Source organism: Streptomyces sp. NPDC002888, from assembly GCF_042888465.1.
Classification (GTDB): Bacteria; Actinomycetota; Actinomycetes; order Streptomycetales; family Streptomycetaceae; genus Streptomyces.
The window spans coordinates 114280-133508 of record NZ_JBIAPU010000018.1 but is presented as its reverse complement, the minus strand read 5'-3'; the positions used below and the strand labels follow the sequence as shown (position 1 = coordinate 133508).

The following is a 19229-nucleotide window of genomic DNA, read 5'->3' as shown; positions in this document are numbered from 1 at the left end:
ACGCAGCCACTTCATGACGACGACTTCCTCCCGCGGCCGCCGCCGCGCTCCCAGCCGCATGGAACGCGCGGCGGGCAAGGCCGCGGCCCTGCAGAAACCCCGGGTCATCCTCGCGGGACTGCTCCTGCTCGCGCTGACCAGCGTGATGCTGCTCGACGGCTATCTACGCAGCGAGGTCGGCGGCGACCAGCGCGTGCGCACCGGGGCCGGCTCCAGCGCCGTTCCCGACGACGTCCTCGACGGCGGGCCGATCCTCACCTTCCGGGGCGGCCAGGCCACGACCGTCTCCGTCCCCGACAAGACGATCGCGCTCACCTTCGACGACGGGCCCAACCCCACCTGGACGCCCCAGGTCCTGGAGATCCTCGAGAAGTACGACGTGCCCGGCACGTTCTTCGTGGTCGGCTCGATGGTGTCGCGCTACCCGAGCATCGTGAAGGACATGGTCGGACAGGGCAACGAGGTGGGCATCCACACCTTCACCCACGTCGACCTGTCCTACCAGAGCGACGCCCGCGTCAACCGGGAGATGCAGCAGACCCAGCTCGCGCTCGCGGGTGCGGCCGGCATCACCACCACGCTGTTCCGGGCGCCGTACTCCTCCGAGACGGACGCCATCGACAACTACAGCTGGCCCGTCTACCAGAAGCTCGGCGAGGACGGTTACACCAGCGTCTTCGTCGACACCGACAGCGACGACTGGAAGAAGCCGGGCGTCTCGAAGATCATCAAGTGGGCCACTCCGGACGACGGCAAGGGCGCGTCGGTCCTCTTCCACGACGCCGGCGGCGAACGCTCACAGACGATCAAGGCGCTGCCCGAGTACATCGAGCAGATGAAGGCGAAGGGGTACACCTTCACCACCATCAGCGGCGTCATGCAGACCCAGGACGCGGGCAGCCCGGACGGGCAGCAGCAGGCTGGGACTCCTGGGGCGACGGGAGCGACGGGAGCGGCGGGGGCGGCAGGAGCCGCAGGGGAGCAGCCCGGGGGTGCTTCTGCCGGGCGGGGCGCCGGGGGCGGGTCGGCCGAGTCCCGTCTCCAGGCCGCCCACCGCGAGGCCACCGGGGCGACCCTCTACGAGGGCAAGGCGCTCGTCGCGGCCGTCGCCGTCGCCGAGTGGACGGTGCCGACGCTCTCCGTCGGGCTCATGGTCGTCGGTGTGGCCGTCATGGGCCGCTTCGGGATGATGCTGCTCCTCGCCCGCCGCCACTACAGACAGCGCAACAAGCGCCGCTTCAGCTGGGGCCCGACCGTCACCGGGCCCGTGAGCGTGATCGTCCCGGCGTACAACGAGAAGGAGTGCATCGCCAACACCCTCAACTCGCTGGCGCAGAGCACCCACCCCATCGAGATCATCGTCGTCGACGACGGCTCGACGGACGGTACGGCCGAGATCGCGGCGTCGTTGGGCATGCCGAACGTCCGGGTGATCCGGCAGGAGAACGCGGGCAAGCCGGCCGCGCTGAACAACGGCGTGCGCAAAGCCAGTTACGACATCGTCGTGATGATGGACGGCGACACCGTCTTCGAGCCGGACACCGTGGGGCAGCTGGTGCAGCCCTTCGCCGACCCTCAGGTCGGCGCGGTCGCCGGCAACGCCAAGGTCGGCAACCGCGACACGGTCATCGGCGCCTGGCAGCACATCGAGTACGTGATGGGCTTCAACCTCGACCGTCGCATGTACGACCTGCTGCGCTGCATGCCGACGATCCCGGGCGCGATCGGCGCGTTCCGCCGCGACGCGGTCCTCGAGGTCGGCGGGATGAGCGAGGACACCCTCGCCGAGGACACCGACATCACCATCGCCATGCACCGCGCTGGCTGGCGGGTCGTCTACCAGGAGCACGCCCGCGCCTGGACCGAGGCACCGGGCTCCCTGAAACAGCTGTGGTCCCAGCGCTACCGCTGGTCGTACGGCACCATGCAGGCCCTCTGGAAGCACCGCAAGTCGCTCACCGACAAGGGCCCCTCGGGCCGCTTCGGCCGGGTCGGCATGCCCCTGGTCGTGCTCTTCCAGATCGTCACGCCGGTCTTCGCCCCGCTCATCGACGTGTTCACCGTCTACTCGATGATCTTCATCGACTTCAAGGCCGCCCTGCTGGCCTGGCTGGCGGTGCTGGGCGTTCAGCTGGTCTGCGCGGCGTACGCCTTCCGCCTCGACCGGGAGAAGTACCGCTACCTCCTGATGATGCCCCTCCAGCAACTCGCCTACCGCCAGATGATGTACCTCGTCCTCATCCACTCCTGCATCACCGCCCTCACAGGCGGCCGCCTCCGCTGGCAGAAGCTGAAGCGGACGGGCGAGGTCGGGACACCGGCGGGGGTGAGCTGAGTGGGTTCACACAGGAGGGGTGCTCCCGTCGTAGCGGCTACCGAGAGTGGGGGAGGGTGGGCACAGCCGACAGTGCCGGGTGCGGTGGCGACGGACACCCAGGATTCCACCCCCGCGGCACGCCAAAGGGACCGCTACTTCGACACCCTCAGAGCCCTCGCCCTCATCCGCGTAGTCACGTACCACACCTTCGGCTGGGCCTGGGCCGGCATGCTCTTCCCCTCGATGGGCGTCATGTTCGCCCTCGCCGGCACCCTCATGGCCAAGTCCCTCGAACGCCCCGCACTCACGGTGGTGAGGAGCCGCCTCCGTCGCCTCCTGCCCCCCTTCTGGTTCTGGGGCGCCTTCGTCGTCGTGGCCATGCTGATCCACGACTGGATGCCGGGCTGGCAGATCGTCTACTGGATCGTGCCGCTCGGCGATCCCCCGGGCAACGCCTGGGGCGAGCAGGCCTGGGAGATCCTCTGGTACCTGCGCACCTACCTCTGGTTCGTCCTCCTCTCCCCGCTGCTCCTCCGACTGTTCCGCCTCGCCCCTGTCCCCGTCCTCGCTCTGTCCCTCGCTCCGATCGTCGTCCTGACCTTCGCCTGGTCGGCCCCCGACAACCGGTTCGGCGCCGCCCTCTGGGACCTCTCGACCTACCTGTTCTGCTGGATCCTCGGCTTCGCCCACCGCGACGGCGTCCTGCAACGCCTCAAGCCCGCCGCGGTGGTCGCCCTCTCCCTCGCCGCCATCGGCTACGGCGGCTGGTACGCCCTCACCCACCAGGCCGACGCGGGCACCTACGACCTCGACGAGATCCCGCTCGCCCAGGCCTTCTGGTCGGCCGGTTACGTCATGCTGCTGATGTGGGCCAAGGCCCGCTTCCGGATCGACTTCGCCGGTCTCACCCGCTTCAAGCGGTTGGACCGCATCGTGACCGTCTTCAACGCGCGCGCGGTGACGATCTACCTCTGGCACGAGATCGCCCTGATCCTCGCCGTCCCGCTGATCGACCGCTTCTGGGACGTGCCCGCCTTCGAGACGTACCTGCCGCTGGACAGCCAGTGGTTCATGTACGGCATCGGCTGGCTCCTGATCGCGGGCTTCGTGCTGCTGTGCGGCTGGGTCGAGGACGTGGCGGCGCGGAAGAAGCCGAGGCTGCTGCCGTGACGTCGTACCCCCTGCTGCCACAATGGGCCCGTGACCCGCGCATCCCTGGACAAGCAGCCGCACGAAGTCGCCTCGATGTTCGACAACGTGGCGGAACGGTACGACCTGACCAACGACGTGCTGTCCCTCGGCCAGGACCGTCGATGGCGCAAGGAGGTCGCGGGGGCGGTCGACGCCCGCCCCGCGCAGAAGATCCTGGACCTCGCCGCCGGTACGGCGACGTCCTCGCTGCCCTTCGCCCGCACCGGCGCGTACGTCGTCCCCTGCGACTTCTCGCTCGGCATGCTCCAGGTCGGCAAGCGGAAGCACTCCTGGCTGCCGTTCACGGCGGGGGACGCCACGCGGCTGCCCTTCAAGGACGACACCTTCGACGCCGTCACGATCTCCTTCGGGCTGCGCAACGTGCAGGACACGGACGCCGCGCTGCGGGAGATGTACCGGGTGACCCGGCCGGGCGGACGGGTCGTGATCTGCGAGTTCTCGCACCCGACCTGGGCGCCGTTCCGGACCGTCTACACCGAGTACCTGATGCGCGCGCTGCCCCCGGTCGCCCGCGCCGTCTCCTCCAGCCCGGACGCGTACGTCTACCTCGCCGAGTCCATCCGGGCCTGGCCCGACCAGCCCGCCCTCGGCGAGCGGCTGCGCAAGGCCGGCTGGTCGCGGGTGGCCTGGCGCAACCTCACGGGCGGGGTGGTGGCCCTGCACCGGGGCTTCAAGGTCGACCCGGGCTTCAAGGACAGCTGACCCTCACCGGTCGGTTCCAAGGACAGCTGACCCTCACCGGTCGGTTCCAAGGACAGCTGACCCTCACCGGTCGGTTCCAAGGACAGCTGCTCACCGGTCGGCTTCAAGAGCAGCTGTCCCTCACCGGTTGCTCATCTCGTAGGCGTCCCCCGGCGCGTCCAGCTCGCGCCGCATCCCGCCCCCGCTCGGGTTCGGGATACGCGGTTCCCGCACGCCCCAGCCGCCCTCACCTCCCCCCAGCTCGAACCACACGGTGACGACGGCACCGCGCGGTACCTCGACGCCGGGTGGCGGGTACTGCCGTACGACGTAGTCGACGACGGTGTGAGGGAAGTCCGGCCGGTCGGGCGCGGCGAGGAGCACCCCGTGTGCCTGCGCCGCCTCGCGTGCGTCCACGGCCATCAGACCGACGAGCTTCGGCACTCGCACCTCGGGTGTTTTGGGCGTCATGTGCACAGATGTCACCCCCAGCGGTACTGGCAGGGTAACCGCCCGGGGTGCCACCGGAAAGCCTTAAGTCGCTTTCTGTAGCAGCTGACTACTCAGAGTGCTCGTCCTGGATCAGGGGCCTCCGCTACAGGGTGAGCCGGTAACAGTGCCCCTCGTCCCTCCGCGGGGTCGTGAAGACCTCGGCGAGCCGCATGCCCAGCCGTCTGGTGACGGCGATGGACCGCTCGTTGCGGGCGTCGACCATGGCCACCACGCTCTGCACGCCCGCCGCGCGCGCCCGCTCCAACGTCATCTGCGCGGCCGAGGTGACGTACCCCTTGCCCCAGTGCTCCCGACCGAGCCGCCAGCCGATCTCGATCTCGCCCGTCGGCCCCCACTCCCGCTCCCATGGCTGGGCGCCGGTGAAGCCGATGACCTGATCGGACTCGTCGAGCACGGTCCACAGGCAGTAGCCGCGCTCGGCGTCGTGGCGGCGCTGGCGGGCGGTCAGCTCCTCGTAGACGAACAGCTCCGCCGCCTTGCCGCCGTGGAACTCCATGACGTCCGGGTGGGCGAAGACCCGGTGCCACGCGACGGCGTCCTCGTCGGTGGGGACACGCAGCCGTACTACGGGGAGAGCTCGGTTCACGGGGCAGCCCTTCAGCCGGGTGATCAGTTCTGCTGAATAGACTGCCCATGTCCAGTGCCGGTCGGCACGCAGATTTCGAACCTTGGGGAGATCCCGCCGTGACCGAGCCCCTCGCCGAAAACACCGCCGATGTGATCGTCGTCGGCGCGGGGCCAGCCGGCTCCACGACCGCGTACCACCTGGCCCGGGCCGGACTCGACGTCCTCCTGCTGGAGAAGACCGAGTTCCCGCGCGAGAAGGTGTGCGGCGACGGTCTCACCCCGCGCGCGGTCAAGCAGCTCGTCGCGATGGGCATCGACGTCTCGGAGGAGGCCGGCTGGCTGCGCAACAAGGGTCTGCGCATCATCGGCGGTGGCGTCCGCCTCCAGCTGGACTGGCCGGATCTCGCCTCCTTTCCGGACTACGGCCTCGTCCGCAAGCGTGACGACTTCGACGAGCAGCTCGCCCGCCAGGCCCAGAAGGCGGGCGCCCGCCTCTACGAGCGCTGCAACGTCGGCGCCCCGATCGTCGACGACCGCACCGGCCGCATCACCGGCGTCCACGCCAAGCTCGGCGAGGAGAAGCGAGAAGTCACCTTCCGCGCCCCGCTGGTGGTCGCCGCCGACGGCAACTCGACCCGGCTGTCCCTGGCGATGGGCCTGCACCGCCGTGAGGACCGCCCGATGGGCGTCGCCGTCCGCACGTACTTCACCAGCCCGCGGCACGAGGACGACTACCTGGAGTCCTGGCTGGAACTCTGGGACCGCCGGGGCCCGGGCGAGGACCGACTCCTCCCCGGTTACGGCTGGATCTTCGGCATGGGCGACGGCACGTCGAACGTCGGCCTCGGTGTCCTCAACACCTCCGCCTCCTTCAAGGAACTGGACTGGCGCGAGGTCCTGAAGGCCTGGTGCGCGTCGATGCCGGAGGACTGGGGCTACACCCCGGACAACATGACGGGCCCGATCCGCGGTGCCGCCCTCCCGATGGCCTTCAACCGCCAACCCCACTACACCAAGGGCCTGCTGCTGGTCGGCGACGCCGGCGGTCTGGTGAACCCCTTCAACGGTGAGGGCATCGCCTACGCCATGGAGTCCGGTCAGATCGCCGCCGAGGTCATCGTCCAGGCTCACGCGCGCTCCACGCCGGCCCAGCGCGAGACGGCGCTCCAGCACTACCCGCGCATCCTCAAGGACACCTACGGCGGCTACTACACCCTGGGCCGCGCCTTCGTGAAGCTCATCGGCAACCCGAAGGTCATGAAGATCGCCGCCCAGCGCGGCCTGACCCACCCGATGCTGATGAAGTTCACCCTCAAGCTCCTGGCCAACCTCACCGACCCGACGGGCGGCGACGCCATGGACCGCATCATCAACGGCCTGAGCAAGGTGGCCCCCAAGGCGTGACCCTGGAGGGGGGCGCGCCCAACGCGTGCCCCTCCAGTGGACGACTGAAGGACCGCGGCCCCCGAGCGGCTGCGGTCCTTCACTTCGTACGGCGTGTGCCGCTGCGGCTCAGAGTACGCGCACCGCGCCCGACGCCGGGTAGCCCGACAGGTCCTGGATGACGACGCCCTTGGAGGGGTTCGCCGCGTCCAGGTACTGGCCGTTTCCGATGTAGACGCCCACGTGGTACGCGGAGCCCTTGCCACCCCAGTAGAGGATGTCGCCGACCTGGACGCTGGACAGGGGGATGTCCGTGCCCTGCATCGACTGGTCCTGCGAGACCCGCGGCAGGTCGACGCCCACCTGCTTGAAGGCGGCCTGGACGAGGCTCGAACAGTCCCACGCGTTGGGGCCGGTGGCGCCCATGACGTAGGCGTCCCCCACCTGTGCCTTGAGGAACGCGATCACCGTCGAGACGCTGCCGCTGGCGGGAGCGGAAACCCCCGTCGAGGCGGACGCGGAGGCGGAGGCGGAAAGGGTGGACCGCTCCGACGAACGGGAGGCAGCGGCCTCAGCGGCGGCCTTACGGGCCTCCTCGGCCTTCTTCTTGGCCTCAGCCTTCTTCTTGGCCTCGGCGAGGTCCTTCTTGGCCTCCTTGGCCGCCGCAGCGGCGGCCGCGTCACGCTCGGCCTGCAGCTCGTAGTTGGCGGCGGCCAGTTGCGTGGCAGCCGCGGACTGGGCCACCTGAGCGGACACGTCGCCCGTCAGGGTGGGCAGTTCGAGCGTCTGCGTCACCGGCTCGGCCGCGTTCGCCGCACCGGACGCCCCGGCCACTGCCAGGGTGCTGAGAACACCACCGGCAACTCCGGCGCGCATCGCGATCGTCGACGCGCTGCGGCGGGGTTTCCGGTGGCTGCGTATGTGAGCGGTGTGGGACATGGGTACAACCGGTATCAGGGGCTCCTCCATACCTTCAAGAAACGTGCGCTGCGCCACATTTGTTCAAAGGGGGCCCTGAACAGCCGTTGTCAGTTTCCTTATTGACGCCATAACGGGCATTGCGGGCGCAGGTGATCAAGCCTGTGATCATGGGTTTTCGTCATTACGCCCTAATTGCCCCCCGCCTACCACTTGTTGAGGTCGGTGGCCAAGCCCGGTTCTCAGGCACCCTTGACGGGTGTGGTGTAGGTCACGGAACGGTTACCGGAATGAAAGCGTCCGGTGTGTGGATGGCGACCGGCTCCGCTCGTGAATGCGTGCACGCGTCCACATCCCGCCGCGCGGCTCCCACTGCGGTGTGAACGCATGCCTCTATCAGGGGGTCACGTCCAACACCAATTTGCATGCAAGGGAACTCTCTTGATATAGAGACGCCCTTCTCGACCTGCACCGATGAATGAAAATGTCACCTCTGGTGATCACTCGGACGCTTCTTGTGCGAAGATCGCCACTCATCCGACTTCATGATCCTTCGTCAGGTGGTGGAGATCACAAAGCTTGTGTAATACCCCGTGTCGCAGATCACAGAGCGTCGGGCATAAGATGCGAGGCAGTTGGGCTTGTGACCTGCTTCACATGTTCGCGATCTTCGCCGGGGACGGGCGGGGCTCGTGCGACAGGCGGGGCGGGAGTGAGTCCGACGCAACCGCCAGCAGTCAGTGCCGACTGAGAGGAGCGAGGAGCGGTGAACGCTTATGCGCCCATCCTCGTACTGGGAGCCCTCGGGGCAGGCTTTGCGATCTTCTCCGTGGTCATGGCCACGTTGATCGGACCAAAGCGGTACAACCGGGCCAAGCTCGAGGCCTACGAGTGCGGTATCGAGCCGACCCCCACGCCGGCCGGCGGCGGGCGCTTCCCCATCAAGTACTACCTGACGGCGATGCTCTTCATCGTCTTCGACATCGAGATCGTCTTCCTCTACCCCTGGGCCGTCACCTTCGACGCCCTGGGTGTTTTCGGGCTCGTGGAGATGCTGCTCTTCGTGCTCACCGTCTTCGTCGCGTACGCGTACGTATGGCGGCGCGGCGGCCTGGAATGGGACTGAGGGGCCTTAGGACATGGGACTCGAAGAAAAGCTGCCGAGCGGTTTCCTGCTGACCACCGTCGAGCAGGCCGCGGGCTGGGTGCGCAAGGCGTCCGTCTTCCCGGCCACGTTCGGCCTCGCCTGCTGTGCCATCGAGATGATGACCACCGGCGCCGGCCGCTACGACCTGGCGCGCTTCGGCATGGAGGTCTTCCGCGGCTCACCACGGCAGGCGGACCTGATGATCGTCGCGGGCCGGGTCAGTCAGAAGATGGCGCCGGTGCTGCGGCAGGTCTACGACCAGATGCCGAACCCCAAGTGGGTGATCTCCATGGGGGTCTGCGCCTCCTCGGGCGGCATGTTCAACAACTACGCGATCGTCCAGGGCGTCGACCACGTCGTCCCGGTCGACATCTACCTCCCCGGCTGCCCGCCGCGGCCCGAGATGCTCATGGACGCCATCCTCAAGCTCCACCAGAAGATCCAGAGCTCCAAGCTCGGCGTGAACGCCGAGGAGGCGGCCCGTGAGGCGGAGGAGGCGGCTCTCAAGGCCCTGCCCACGATCGAGATGAAGGGGCTGCTGCGGTGAGCGACGCGAACGGCACCAACGGCGTGAACGGCTCCGCGAACGGGGCGAACCCCGAGAAGGACCTCTCCGCCTCCAACCTCCCGGGCCAGCGCGGCCAGGGTGGCGAGGAGATCCGCGTCCAGCGCGGCATGTTCGGCGCCAACAACGGCGGCGACACCTCCGGCTACGGCGGCCTGGTCCGCTCGGTCCGGCTCCCCGGACCGGCGAGCAGGCCCTACGGCGGCTGGTTCGACGAGGTCGCCGACGAACTCGAGGGCGCCCTGGAGGAACAGGGCCTCCTGCCCGAGAACGCGATCGAGAAGACGGTCGTCGACCGCGATGAGCTCACCTTCCACGTCGAGCGCGAACACCTGCTGCGCGTCGCCCGCACCCTGCGCGACGACCCGGCTCTGCGCTTCGAGCTGTGTACCGGCGTCAGCGGCGTCCACTACCTGGGCGACAAGGGCCGCGAGCTGCACGCCGTCTATCACCTGCGCTCGATCACCCACAACCGGCTGATCCGCCTCGAGGTGAGCGCGCCCGACAGCGACCCGCACGTCCCGTCGCTGGTCTCCGTCTATCCGACCAACGACTGGCACGAGCGCGAGACCTATGACTTCTTCGGGATCGTCTTCGACGGTCACCCGGCCCTGACGCGGATCATGATGCCGGACGACTGGCAGGGCCATCCGCAGCGCAAGGACTACCCCCTCGGCGGCATCCCCGTCGAGTACAAGGGCGCCCAGATCCCGGCTCCGGACCAGCGGAGGTCGTACTCGTGAGCACGCAGTCAGCATCCGCCGCTTCGGCACGTGAGACCACCGAGGGCACCGTCTACACGGTCACCGGTGGCGACTGGGACGAGGTCGTCCAGACCGCGGCCCGCGCCGACGACGAACGCATCGTCGTCAACATGGGGCCCCAGCACCCCTCCACCCACGGGGTGCTCCGCCTGATCCTGGAGATCGAGGGCGAGACGGTCACCGAGGCCCGCTGCGGCATCGGCTACCTCCACACCGGCATCGAGAAGAACCTCGAGTTCCGCACGTGGACGCAGGGCACCACGTTCGTGACGCGCATGGACTACCTGACGTCCTTCTTCAACGAGACCGCCTACTGCCTCGCCGTCGAGAAGCTCCTCGGCATCGAGGACCAGATCACCGAGCGAGCCAAGATCATCCGGGTGCTCCTGATGGAGCTGAACCGGATGTCCTCGCACCTGGTGTGCATCGCCACCGGCGGCATGGAACTCGGCGCCACCACGATCATGATCTACGGATTCCGTGATCGTGAATTGATTCTCGACATCTACGAGCTCATCACGGGCCTGCGGATGAACCACGCGTACATCCGCCCCGGCGGACTCGCCCAGGACCTGCCGCCCGGCGCGGTGGACCAGATCCGCGAGTTCGTGAAGAAAATGAAGAAGAACCTCCCGGAGTACGACAAGCTCGCCACCGGGAACCCCATCTTCAAGGCCCGCATGCAGGACGTCGGCTACCTCGACCTGGCCGGCTGCATGGCCCTCGGCGCCACCGGCCCGATCCTGCGCTCCACCGGCCTGCCGCACGACCTGCGCAAGACACAGCCGTACTGCGACTACGAGACGTACGACTTCGACGTCCCGACCGCCGACACCTGCGACTCCTACGGCCGCTTCCTGATCCGACTGGAGGAGATGCGCCAGTCGCTCGGGATCGTCGAGCAGTGCCTGGACCGGCTTCAGCCAGGGCCGGTCATGGTCGCCGACAGGAAGATCGCCTGGCCCGCCCAGCTCGCCCTGGGGCCGGACGGTCTCGGTAACTCCCTCGACCACATCAAGAAGATCATGGGCACCTCCATGGAGGCCCTGATCCACCACTTCAAGCTGGTCACCGAGGGCTTCCGCGTCCCGCCGGGACAGGCGTACGCGGCCGTCGAGTCGCCCAAGGGCGAACTCGGGGTGCACGCCGTCTCCGACGGAGGCACCCGCCCCTACCGGGTCCACTTCCGCGACCCGTCCTTCACCAACCTGCAGGCCATGGCGGCGATGTGCGAGGGCGGCCAGGTCGCCGACGTCATCGTCGCCGTCGCGTCCATCGACCCCGTGATGGGAGGCGTCGACCGGTGACCACCTCTTCTTCGGAGCGGGGCGTCAGCCTGGGCATGCCCGAGCTGCCCGCGCCCGCCTACCCGGACGACGTCCGAGCCCGGCTCGAGCGGGACGCGCGCGAGATCATCGCCCGCTACCCGGACTCCCGGTCCGCCCTCCTGCCGTTGCTGCATCTCGTGCAGTCGGAGGAAGGCCACGTCACGCGCACCGGGATGCAGTTCTGCGCGGACATCCTCGACCTGACCACGGCCGAGGTCACCGCGGTCGCCACCTTCTACACCATGTACCGGCGCAAGCCGAGCGGTGACTACCAGGTGGGCGTCTGCACCAACACACTGTGCGCGGTGATGGGCGGAGACGCGATCTTCGACGCGCTCCAGGAGCACCTCGGAGTCGGCAACGGCGAGACCACCGACGACGGCAAGCTCACCCTGGAACACATCGAGTGCAACGCGGCCTGCGACTTCGCGCCGGTCGTGATGGTCAACTGGGAGTTCTTCGACAACCAGACGCCGGGCAGCGCCAAGCGTCTCGTCGACGATCTGCGCGCGGGCCGGCCGGTCGAGCCGACGCGCGGGGCGCCGCTGTGCACCTTCAAGGAGACCGCGCGGATCCTGGCCGGCTTCCCCGACGAGCGGCCCGGGGCCGTCGAGGCGAGCGGCAGTGCGGGACCCGCTTCGCTGGTGGGCCTCCGCCTGGCCAGGGGTGAGGCCGCACCCGCGCGCGTGGTCCATCCGCGGGACGGCGGCCCGCACGAGGAGCCGCAAGAAAGGGCCGTGCACGAACCGTCGCCGGCCGAGCACCTCAGCTCGCACGACGCGCCGCAGGACACATCGGCCTCCGACCCAGCCCACCCGGCAGGGCCTACCGCCGAGGAGGGGGAGTGATGACGTTGGCACCCGAGCTGAAAGACCCGAGCCCCGAGAAGCTGCTCGCACCCGTGCTGTCGGCCTTCTGGGACGAGGACAAGTCCTGGTCGCTGGACGTCTATCGAAGGCACGAAGGATACGAGGGGCTCCGCAAGGCGCTCGCCATGTCGCCGGACGACCTGATCGCGTTCGTCAAGGACTCCGGTCTGCGCGGGCGCGGCGGCGCGGGATTCCCGACGGGAATGAAATGGCAGTTCATTCCCCAGGGTGATGGAAAGCCACACTATCTAGTTGTCAACGCCGACGAGTCGGAGCCCGGAACCTGCAAGGACATCCCGCTCCTCTTCGCGAACCCGCATAGCCTCATCGAGGGCATTGTCATCGCGTGTTATGCCATCAGGTCTTCGCATGCCTTCATCTATCTGCGTGGTGAAGTAGTCCCCGTTCTGCGGCGGTTGCACGAGGCCGTGCGCGAGGCCTACGCGGCGGGCTACCTCGGCGAGAACATCCTGGGCAGTGGACTCGACCTCGAACTCACCGTGCACGCGGGTGCGGGCGCGTACATCTGCGGTGAGGAGACCGCACTGCTCGACTCGCTCGAAGGCCGCCGTGGTCAACCGCGGCTCCGTCCCCCCTTTCCTGCTGTCGCGGGCCTCTATGCGTGCCCGACTGTGGTGAATAACGTCGAGTCGATCGCGTCAGTTCCCGCCATCCTGAAAAACGGCAAGGAATGGTTCAGGGCGATGGGCAGCGAGAAGTCCCCGGGCTTCACGCTCTACTCCCTCAGCGGCCATGTCGCCAGCCCCGGCCAGTACGAGGCCCCGCTCGGCATCACCCTCCGTCAGCTCCTGGAGATGAGCGGCGGCATGCGACCGGGCCACCGCCTCAAGTTCTGGACGCCGGGAGGCTCCTCGACGCCGATGTTCACCGACGAGCACCTCGACGTCCCTCTTGATTACGAAGGAGTGGGTGCCGCGGGTTCCATGCTCGGCACGAAAGCCCTCCAGTGCTTCGACGAGACGACCTGCGTCGTACGCGCCGTCACCCGCTGGACCGAGTTCTACGCCCACGAGTCCTGCGGCAAGTGCACGCCGTGCCGCGAAGGTACGTACTGGCTCGTGCAGTTGCTGCGCGACATCGAGGCCGGCAAGGGCGTGATGTCCGACCTCGACAAGCTGGGCGACATCGCCGACAACATCAACGGCAAGTCCTTCTGTGCCCTCGGCGACGGTGCCGCCTCGCCGATCTTCTCCTCGCTGAAGTACTTCCGCGAGGAGTACGAGCAGCACATCACGGGCCGCGGCTGCCCCTTCGACCCGGCCAAGTCGACGGCCTGGGCCGACCGCACGGAGGTGAACGCATGACCGTGACCACCAACGCTCCCACAGGTGGGGGGGAGGCGGCGGTCCCGCCGGAAGACCTCGTCACGCTGACGATCGACGGCGCGGAGCTCAGCGTGCCCAAGGGCACCCTGGTCATCCGGGCCGCCGAGCAGCTCGGCATCGAGATCCCGCGCTTCTGCGACCACCCCCTCCTCGACCCGGCCGGCGCCTGCCGCCAGTGCATCGTCGAGGTCGAAGGCCAGCGCAAGCCCATGGCGTCCTGCACGATCACGTGCACGGACGGGATGGTGGTGAAGACGCACCTCACCTCGCCGGTCGCCGAGAAGGCCCAGCACGGTGTGATGGAGCTGCTCCTCATCAACCACCCGCTGGACTGCCCCGTCTGCGACAAGGGCGGCGAGTGCCCCCTGCAGAACCAGGCGATGTCGCACGGCAACGCCGAGTCCCGCTTCGAGGGCAGGAAGCGGACGTACGAGAAGCCCGTCCCCATCTCGACGCAGGTGCTGCTCGACCGTGAGCGGTGTGTGCTGTGCGCCCGCTGCACCCGCTTCTCCAACCAGATCGCGGGCGACCCGATGATCGAGCTGATCGAGCGGGGCGCGCTCCAGCAGGTCGGCACCGGCGAGGGCGACCCCTTCGAGTCGTACTTCTCCGGCAACACCATCCAGATCTGCCCGGTCGGCGCGCTCACCTCGGCGGCGTATCGCTTCCGCTCCCGCCCGTTCGACCTGGTGTCCTCGCCGAGTGTCTGCGAGCACTGCTCCGGCGGTTGCGCCACGCGCACCGACCACCGGCGCGGCAAGGTCATGCGTCGGCTCGCCGCCAACGACCCCGAGGTCAACGAGGAGTGGATCTGCGACAAGGGGCGCTTCGCGTTCCGGTACGCCCAGCAGCGCGACCGGCTCCAGACGCCCCTGGTGCGCAACGCCGAGGGCGAGCTCGTACCGGCCTCCTGGCCGGAGGCGCTGCAGATCGCGGCTCAGGGCCTGCTGGCGTCGCGGGGCCGGACCGGTGTCCTCACCGGCGGTCGCCTCACCATCGAGGACGCCTACGCGTACAGCAAGTTCGCGCGCGTGGCACTCGACACCAACGACATCGACTTCCGCGCGCGCGTGCACAGCGGCGAGGAAGCCGACTTCCTGGCGGCACGCGTCGCCGGCCGCGGACGGGACCTCGACGGTACGGGCGTCACATACACCGCGCTGGAGAAGGCCCCCGCCGTCCTGCTGGTCGGGTTCGAGTCCGAAGAGGAGGCACCCGGCGTCTTCCTGCGGCTGCGCAAGGCCTGGCGGGGGCATGGGCAGCGGGTGTTCTCGCTGGCCACGCACGCCACGCGCGGCTTGGAGAAGGCGGGCGGCACGTTGCTGCCGGCCGCTCCCGGCACCGAGCCCGAGTGGCTGGACGCGCTCGCGAGCGGTGTCGGCCTGGAGGAGGCGGGCGGTGAGGCCTCCGAGGCGCTGCGCACCGAAGGCGCGGTGATCGTCGTCGGCGAGCGGCTGGCCGGCGTGCCCGGTGGCCTCACCGCCGCTGTACGGGCCGCGTCCGCGACCGGCGCGCAGCTGGTGTGGATCCCGCGCCGGGCGGGCGAGCGGGGCGCGATCGAGGCGGGCGCGCTGCCGTCGCTGCTGCCGGGCGGCCGTCCGGCGACCGACCCACGCGCGCGTGATGAGGTCGCCGTCGCCTGGGGCGTGGCCGCACTCCCGCACCGCTACGGCCGCGACACCGGCCAGATCGTCGAGGCCGCGGCGGGGGGTGAGCTTCAGGCGCTGCTGGTGGCCGGTGTGGAGGTCGCCGACCTGCCCGACCCGTCACGCGCGCGTGCGGCACTCGGGGAGGTCGGCTTCCTGGTGTCGCTGGAGCTGCGGCCCGGCGAGGTCACCGAGCTCGCCGATGTCGTACTGCCCGTGGCGGCGGTCGCCGAGAAGACGGGGGCCTTCCTGAACTGGGAGGGCCGGGTCCGCTTCTTCGATGCCGCGCTCAAGCCCGACCAGATGACGCGCCGCCTGGCACCCTCCGACGCGCGCGTGTTGCAGATGCTGGCCGATGCCATGGACGTGCACCTGGGGCTGCCGGACCTGCGTACCACGCGCGCGGAGCTGGACCGGCTCGGCGCCTGGGACGGGCCACGGGCCACCGAACCACTGGAGACCGCCGGACCGTTGCCTCGGCCGGCTGCCGGAGAGGCTGTGCTGGCCGGGCACCGGCTGCTGCTCGACCAAGGTGCTCTCCAGGAGGGCGACGAGGCGCTCGCCGGCACCCGGCACGCCGCCCACGCGCGCGTGTCGGCCGCCACGGCCGACGAGGCGGGGGTGAAGGACGGCGACCTCCTCGCGGTGACCGGTCCCGCCGGAACGGTCGAACTCCCCGTCAAGATCACGGAGATGCCCGACCGGGTCGTCTGGCTCCCGCTGAACTCCACCGGTGGCGGCGTCGCCTCCGACACCGGGGCACATCCCGGCAAGCTCGTCCGCATCGGCCCGGCGACCCTCGCCGCCGCCCCCGAGGAGGTGGAGGCATGAGCCCGTATCTCGCCGCTGAAGACCTCTCGATGTTCGGCCACGACCCCTGGTGGCTGGTCGTCATCAAGGCGGTGTTCTGCTTCGCCTTCCTGATGGTGACCGTGCTGTTCTCCATCGTCTGGGAGCGCAAGGTCGTCGCCTGGATGCAGCTGCGCATCGGCCCCAACCGGCACGGCCCCTGGGGCATGCTCCAGTCGCTCGCCGACGGCGTGAAGCTGATGCTCAAGGAAGACCTCGTCGTCAAGCGCGCGGACAAGGTGGTGTACATCCTCGCGCCGATCGTCGCGGCCATCCCGGCCTTCATGGCGATCGCGGTGATCCCCTTCGGCCCGGCGGGCAACGAGATCTCGATCTTCGGCCAGCGCACCACGATGCAGCTCACCGACCTGCCGATCGCGATGCTCTACATCCTCGCGGTCGCATCGGTCGGCATCTACGGCATCGTCCTCGCGGGGTGGAGTTCCGGATCCACCTATCCGCTCCTCGGTGGCCTGCGCTCCTGCGCGCAGATGATCTCGTACGAGATCGCCATGGGCGCCGCCTTCGCCTCGGTGTTCCTCTACTCGGGGTCGATGTCGACGTCGGCGATCGTCGAGGCGCAGCAGGACCGCTGGTACATCCTCCTGCTGCCGGTCTCCTTCGTGATCTACATCGTCACCATGGTCGGCGAGACCAACCGCGCCCCGTTCGACATGCCGGAGTCCGAGGGCGACCTGGTCGGCGGCTTCAACACCGAGTACTCGTCGATCAAGTTCGCGCTGTTCATGCTCGCCGAGTACGTCAACATGGTGACCGTCTCGGCGGTGTCCGTGACGCTCTTCCTGGGCGGCTGGCGGGCACCCTGGCCGATCAGCGGCTTCTGGGAGGGCGCGAACCACGGCTGGTGGCCGCTGCTCTGGTTCGTGGTCAAGGTGCAGCTGCTGCTGTTCTTCTTCATCTGGCTGCGCGGCACGCTCCCCCGCGTCCGCTACGACCAGCTGATGAAGCTCGGCTGGAAGGTCCTCATCCCGGTCTCGGTGACATGGCTGATGCTCGTCGCGACCGTGCGGACCCTGAAGAACGAGAACTACGACTTCGCCGACATCGCTCTCTACGTCGGCGGCGGTGTCCTGGCGCTGCTGCTGCTCTCCTTCGTGGTGGACCTCTTCCGTGACCGCGGGAAGCAAGGGGAGGCCCCTGCGAAGGAGGCTGCCTTCGACCCGATGTCCGGCGGGTTCCCCGTGCCGCCGCTGCCGGGACAGGAGTTGCCGCCGGTGCCTCGGCGCCGCTCGCGCCGCGAGCGGGAGTTGATTGTCAGTGGTGGGTCGGATACTGCCAGTGACGGATCTCTGGATGGAAAGGAGGCGTCCGATGGCTGAGGAGCCCAAGGAGACCAAGCCCGGTTTCCAGAACCCCGTGGCCGGCTTCGGCGTGACCTTCAAGGCCATGTTCAAGAAGCGGCTGACCGAGCAGTACCCGGAGCAGCAGAAGACAACGGCTCCGCGGTTCCACGGACGGCACCAGCTCAACCGCCATCCGGACGGCCTGGAGAAGTGCGTCGGCTGCGAGCTGTGCGCCTGGGCCTGCCCCGCCGACGCCATCTACGTCGAGGGCGCCGAAAACACCGATGAGGAGCGCTACTCGCCGGGCGAGCGGTACGGCCGCGTCTACCAGATCAACTACGCCCGCTGCATCCTGTGCGGCTTGTGCATCGAGGCGTGCCCCACGCGCGCGTTGACGATGACGAACGAGTTCGAGCTCGCCGACTCCAGCCGTGCCAACCTGATCTACACCAAGGAGCAGCTGCTCGCCGGCCTCGAAGAGGGCATGGTCGACTCGCCGCACGCGATCTATCCCGGCACGGACGAGCAGGACTACTACCGCGGTCTCGTGACCGAGGCCGCTCCGGGAACGGAGCGGCAGGTCGCCCTCTCCAGGGGAGAGGCCCCGCAGGAAGCCGCCTCGACCTTCGGTGAGGACGAGCCGGCGTCGGAGAAGGTGATCGACCGATGAACGCGCAGCTCGCCGCCTACTCCACCTCCACCGGCGAGGCCTTCCAGTTCTGGGTCCTCGGCACGGTCGCCCTGATCGGCGCCCTGTGCACCGTGTTCATGAAGAAGGCCGTGCACAGCGCCCTCTGCCTCGCCGGAACCATGATCATCCTGGCGATCTTCTACCTCGCCAACGGCGCCTACTTCCTGGGCATCGTGCAGATCGTCGTCTACACCGGCGCGATCATGATGTTGTTCCTGTTCGTGGTGATGCTCGTCGGCGTCACCGCGGCGGACTCCTTGAAGGAGACCATCAAGGGCCAGCGCTGGCTGGCTCTGCTGTGCGGGCTCGGGTTCGGCATCCTGCTGATCGCGGGAATCGGCCACGCCTCCCTCAAGGAGTTCAACGGCCTCGGCGAGGCCAACGCGAACGGCAATGTGGAGGGCCTCGCGGCCCTCATCTTCACCAAGTACGTCTTCGCATTCGAGATCACCGGCGCCCTGCTCATCACGGCCGCCGTCGGCGCCATGGTGCTCACCCACCGCGAGCGCACCGAGCGCGCCAAGACCCAGCGCGAGCTGGCCGAACAGCGCGTCCGCGAGGGCAAGCACGTACCGCCGCTGCCGGCGCCCGGCGTGTACGCCCGGCACAACGCCGTGGACATCGCGGGCCTGCTGCCCGACGGCACCCCGTCCGACCTCACGGTCAGCAAGACGCTGCGTGAGCGCGGCCAGATCCGTGACGTGTCCACCGAGGCGCTCAACGACCTCAAGGCCCTGGAGCAGCGCGCCGAGGAGCGCCTGGAGCGGGCCGCGATCGAGCCGCCGAACTTCAAGCGGGCCGAGGAGGCGTCGAAGTGAACCCCGTCAACTACCTCTATCTCGCCGCTCTCTTGTTCACGATCGGCGCCACCGGTGTGCTGATCAGGCGCAACGCGATCGTCGTCTTCATGTGCATCGAGCTGATGCTCAACGCCTGCAACCTCGCGTTCGTCGCCTTCTCCCGGATGCACGGCAACCTCGACGGCCAGATCATCGCCTTCTTCACGATGGTCGTCGCCGCCGCGGAGGTCGTGGTGGGACTCGCGATCATCGTGTCGCTGTTCCGTTCCCGCCACTCGGCCTCGGTCGACGACGCCAGCCTGATGAAGCTGTAAGGGGTCGGAAGAATC

18 protein-coding genes are annotated in these 19229 nt (G+C 68.7%); 15 read left to right on the top strand and 3 right to left on the bottom strand.

Annotated elements, in window-relative coordinates; genetic code table 11:
* Positions 1–13: 13 nt before the first annotated feature.
* From ACFYWX_RS27995 to ACFYWX_RS27985, 3 genes are all read left to right on the top strand, one after another.
* A complete protein-coding gene (locus tag ACFYWX_RS27995) occupies positions 14–2335 on the top strand; it encodes a bifunctional polysaccharide deacetylase/glycosyltransferase family 2 protein (protein ID WP_389426872.1) in 2322 nt (773 codons plus the stop codon).
* Between the two features lie 72 nt (positions 2336–2407).
* The gene (locus tag ACFYWX_RS27990; protein WP_389426871.1) at positions 2408–3487 is read left to right on the top strand and encodes an acyltransferase; all 1080 of its coding nucleotides are present in this window, start codon (positions 2408–2410) and stop codon (positions 3485–3487) included.
* A 30-nt stretch (positions 3488–3517) separates the two neighbouring features.
* Entirely contained in the window at positions 3518–4231 is a 714-nt protein-coding gene (locus ACFYWX_RS27985) for a demethylmenaquinone methyltransferase (protein WP_389426870.1), read from the top strand.
* Between the two features lie 120 nt (positions 4232–4351).
* Here the strand turns inward: ACFYWX_RS27985 and ACFYWX_RS27980 are convergent, their stop codons facing one another.
* Together ACFYWX_RS27980 and ACFYWX_RS27975 are read right to left on the bottom strand one after the other, a co-directional pair.
* A complete protein-coding gene (locus ACFYWX_RS27980) occupies positions 4352–4681 on the bottom strand; it encodes a PASTA domain-containing protein (protein WP_389426869.1) in 330 nt (109 codons plus the stop codon).
* Between the two features lie 124 nt (positions 4682–4805).
* Entirely contained in the window at positions 4806–5309 is a 504-nt protein-coding gene (locus ACFYWX_RS27975; RefSeq protein WP_389426868.1) for a GNAT family N-acetyltransferase, read from the bottom strand.
* Positions 5310–5356: 47 nt separating this feature from the next.
* On the opposite strand from ACFYWX_RS27975, the gene ACFYWX_RS27970 reads away from it, so the two are divergent.
* On the top strand, positions 5357–6694 hold the full coding sequence (locus ACFYWX_RS27970; protein ID WP_389426867.1) for a geranylgeranyl reductase family protein: 1338 nt from the start codon (positions 5357–5359) through the stop codon (positions 6692–6694).
* 108 nt (positions 6695–6802) lie between these two features.
* Here ACFYWX_RS27970 and ACFYWX_RS27965 read toward each other — a convergent pair whose 3' ends face one another.
* On the bottom strand, positions 6803–7642 hold the full coding sequence (locus tag ACFYWX_RS27965; RefSeq protein ID WP_389426866.1) for a C40 family peptidase: 840 nt from the start codon (positions 7640–7642) through the stop codon (positions 6803–6805).
* Positions 7643–8357: 715 nt separating this feature from the next.
* Here ACFYWX_RS27965 and ACFYWX_RS27960 point away from each other — a divergent pair.
* From ACFYWX_RS27960 to nuoK, 11 genes are read left to right on the top strand one after another with little or no spacing between them, the layout of a single operon-like run.
* The gene (locus ACFYWX_RS27960) at positions 8358–8717 is read left to right on the top strand and encodes an NADH-quinone oxidoreductase subunit A (RefSeq protein WP_007383963.1); all 360 of its coding nucleotides are present in this window, start codon (positions 8358–8360) and stop codon (positions 8715–8717) included.
* Between the two features lie 13 nt (positions 8718–8730).
* A complete protein-coding gene (locus tag ACFYWX_RS27955; protein WP_030174336.1) occupies positions 8731–9285 on the top strand; it encodes an NADH-quinone oxidoreductase subunit B family protein in 555 nt (184 codons plus the stop codon).
* Positions 9282–10046, top strand: a complete 765-nt coding sequence (locus ACFYWX_RS27950; protein WP_389426865.1) for an NADH-quinone oxidoreductase subunit C — start codon at positions 9282–9284, stop codon at positions 10044–10046. The genes ACFYWX_RS27955 and ACFYWX_RS27950 overlap by 4 nt, the downstream gene beginning before the upstream one ends.
* Positions 10043–11374, top strand: coding sequence for an NADH-quinone oxidoreductase subunit D (locus tag ACFYWX_RS27945; RefSeq protein WP_389426864.1), 1332 nt, complete (start codon positions 10043–10045; stop codon positions 11372–11374). The genes ACFYWX_RS27950 and ACFYWX_RS27945 overlap by 4 nt, the downstream gene beginning before the upstream one ends.
* Positions 11371–12243 (top strand): NADH-quinone oxidoreductase subunit NuoE, encoded by an 873-nt coding sequence (nuoE, locus tag ACFYWX_RS27940; protein WP_389426863.1) that lies wholly within the window; start codon positions 11371–11373, stop codon positions 12241–12243. Before ACFYWX_RS27945 ends, nuoE begins: the two co-directional genes overlap by 4 nt.
* Positions 12243–13589, top strand: a complete 1347-nt coding sequence (gene nuoF / locus ACFYWX_RS27935; protein WP_389426862.1) for an NADH-quinone oxidoreductase subunit NuoF — start codon at positions 12243–12245, stop codon at positions 13587–13589. Before nuoE ends, nuoF begins: the two co-directional genes overlap by 1 nt.
* Positions 13586–16087, top strand: a complete 2502-nt coding sequence (locus tag ACFYWX_RS27930) for an NADH-quinone oxidoreductase subunit G (RefSeq protein ID WP_389426861.1) — start codon at positions 13586–13588, stop codon at positions 16085–16087. Before nuoF ends, ACFYWX_RS27930 begins: the two co-directional genes overlap by 4 nt.
* Entirely contained in the window at positions 16084–17445 is a 1362-nt protein-coding gene (gene nuoH / locus ACFYWX_RS27925; RefSeq protein WP_389426860.1) for an NADH-quinone oxidoreductase subunit NuoH, read from the top strand. Before ACFYWX_RS27930 ends, nuoH begins: the two co-directional genes overlap by 4 nt.
* Positions 17438–18079: an NADH-quinone oxidoreductase subunit NuoI gene (nuoI, locus tag ACFYWX_RS27920; protein WP_389426859.1), complete on the top strand. Its 642-nt coding sequence runs from the start codon at positions 17438–17440 to the stop codon at positions 18077–18079. Before nuoH ends, nuoI begins: the two co-directional genes overlap by 8 nt.
* The gene (locus tag ACFYWX_RS27915) at positions 18076–18918 is read left to right on the top strand and encodes an NADH-quinone oxidoreductase subunit J (protein ID WP_389426858.1); all 843 of its coding nucleotides are present in this window, start codon (positions 18076–18078) and stop codon (positions 18916–18918) included. The genes nuoI and ACFYWX_RS27915 overlap by 4 nt, the downstream gene beginning before the upstream one ends.
* Positions 18915–19214 (top strand): NADH-quinone oxidoreductase subunit NuoK, encoded by a 300-nt coding sequence (nuoK, locus tag ACFYWX_RS27910; protein ID WP_003974374.1) that lies wholly within the window; start codon positions 18915–18917, stop codon positions 19212–19214. Before ACFYWX_RS27915 ends, nuoK begins: the two co-directional genes overlap by 4 nt.
* Positions 19215–19229: the final 15 nt, after the last annotated feature.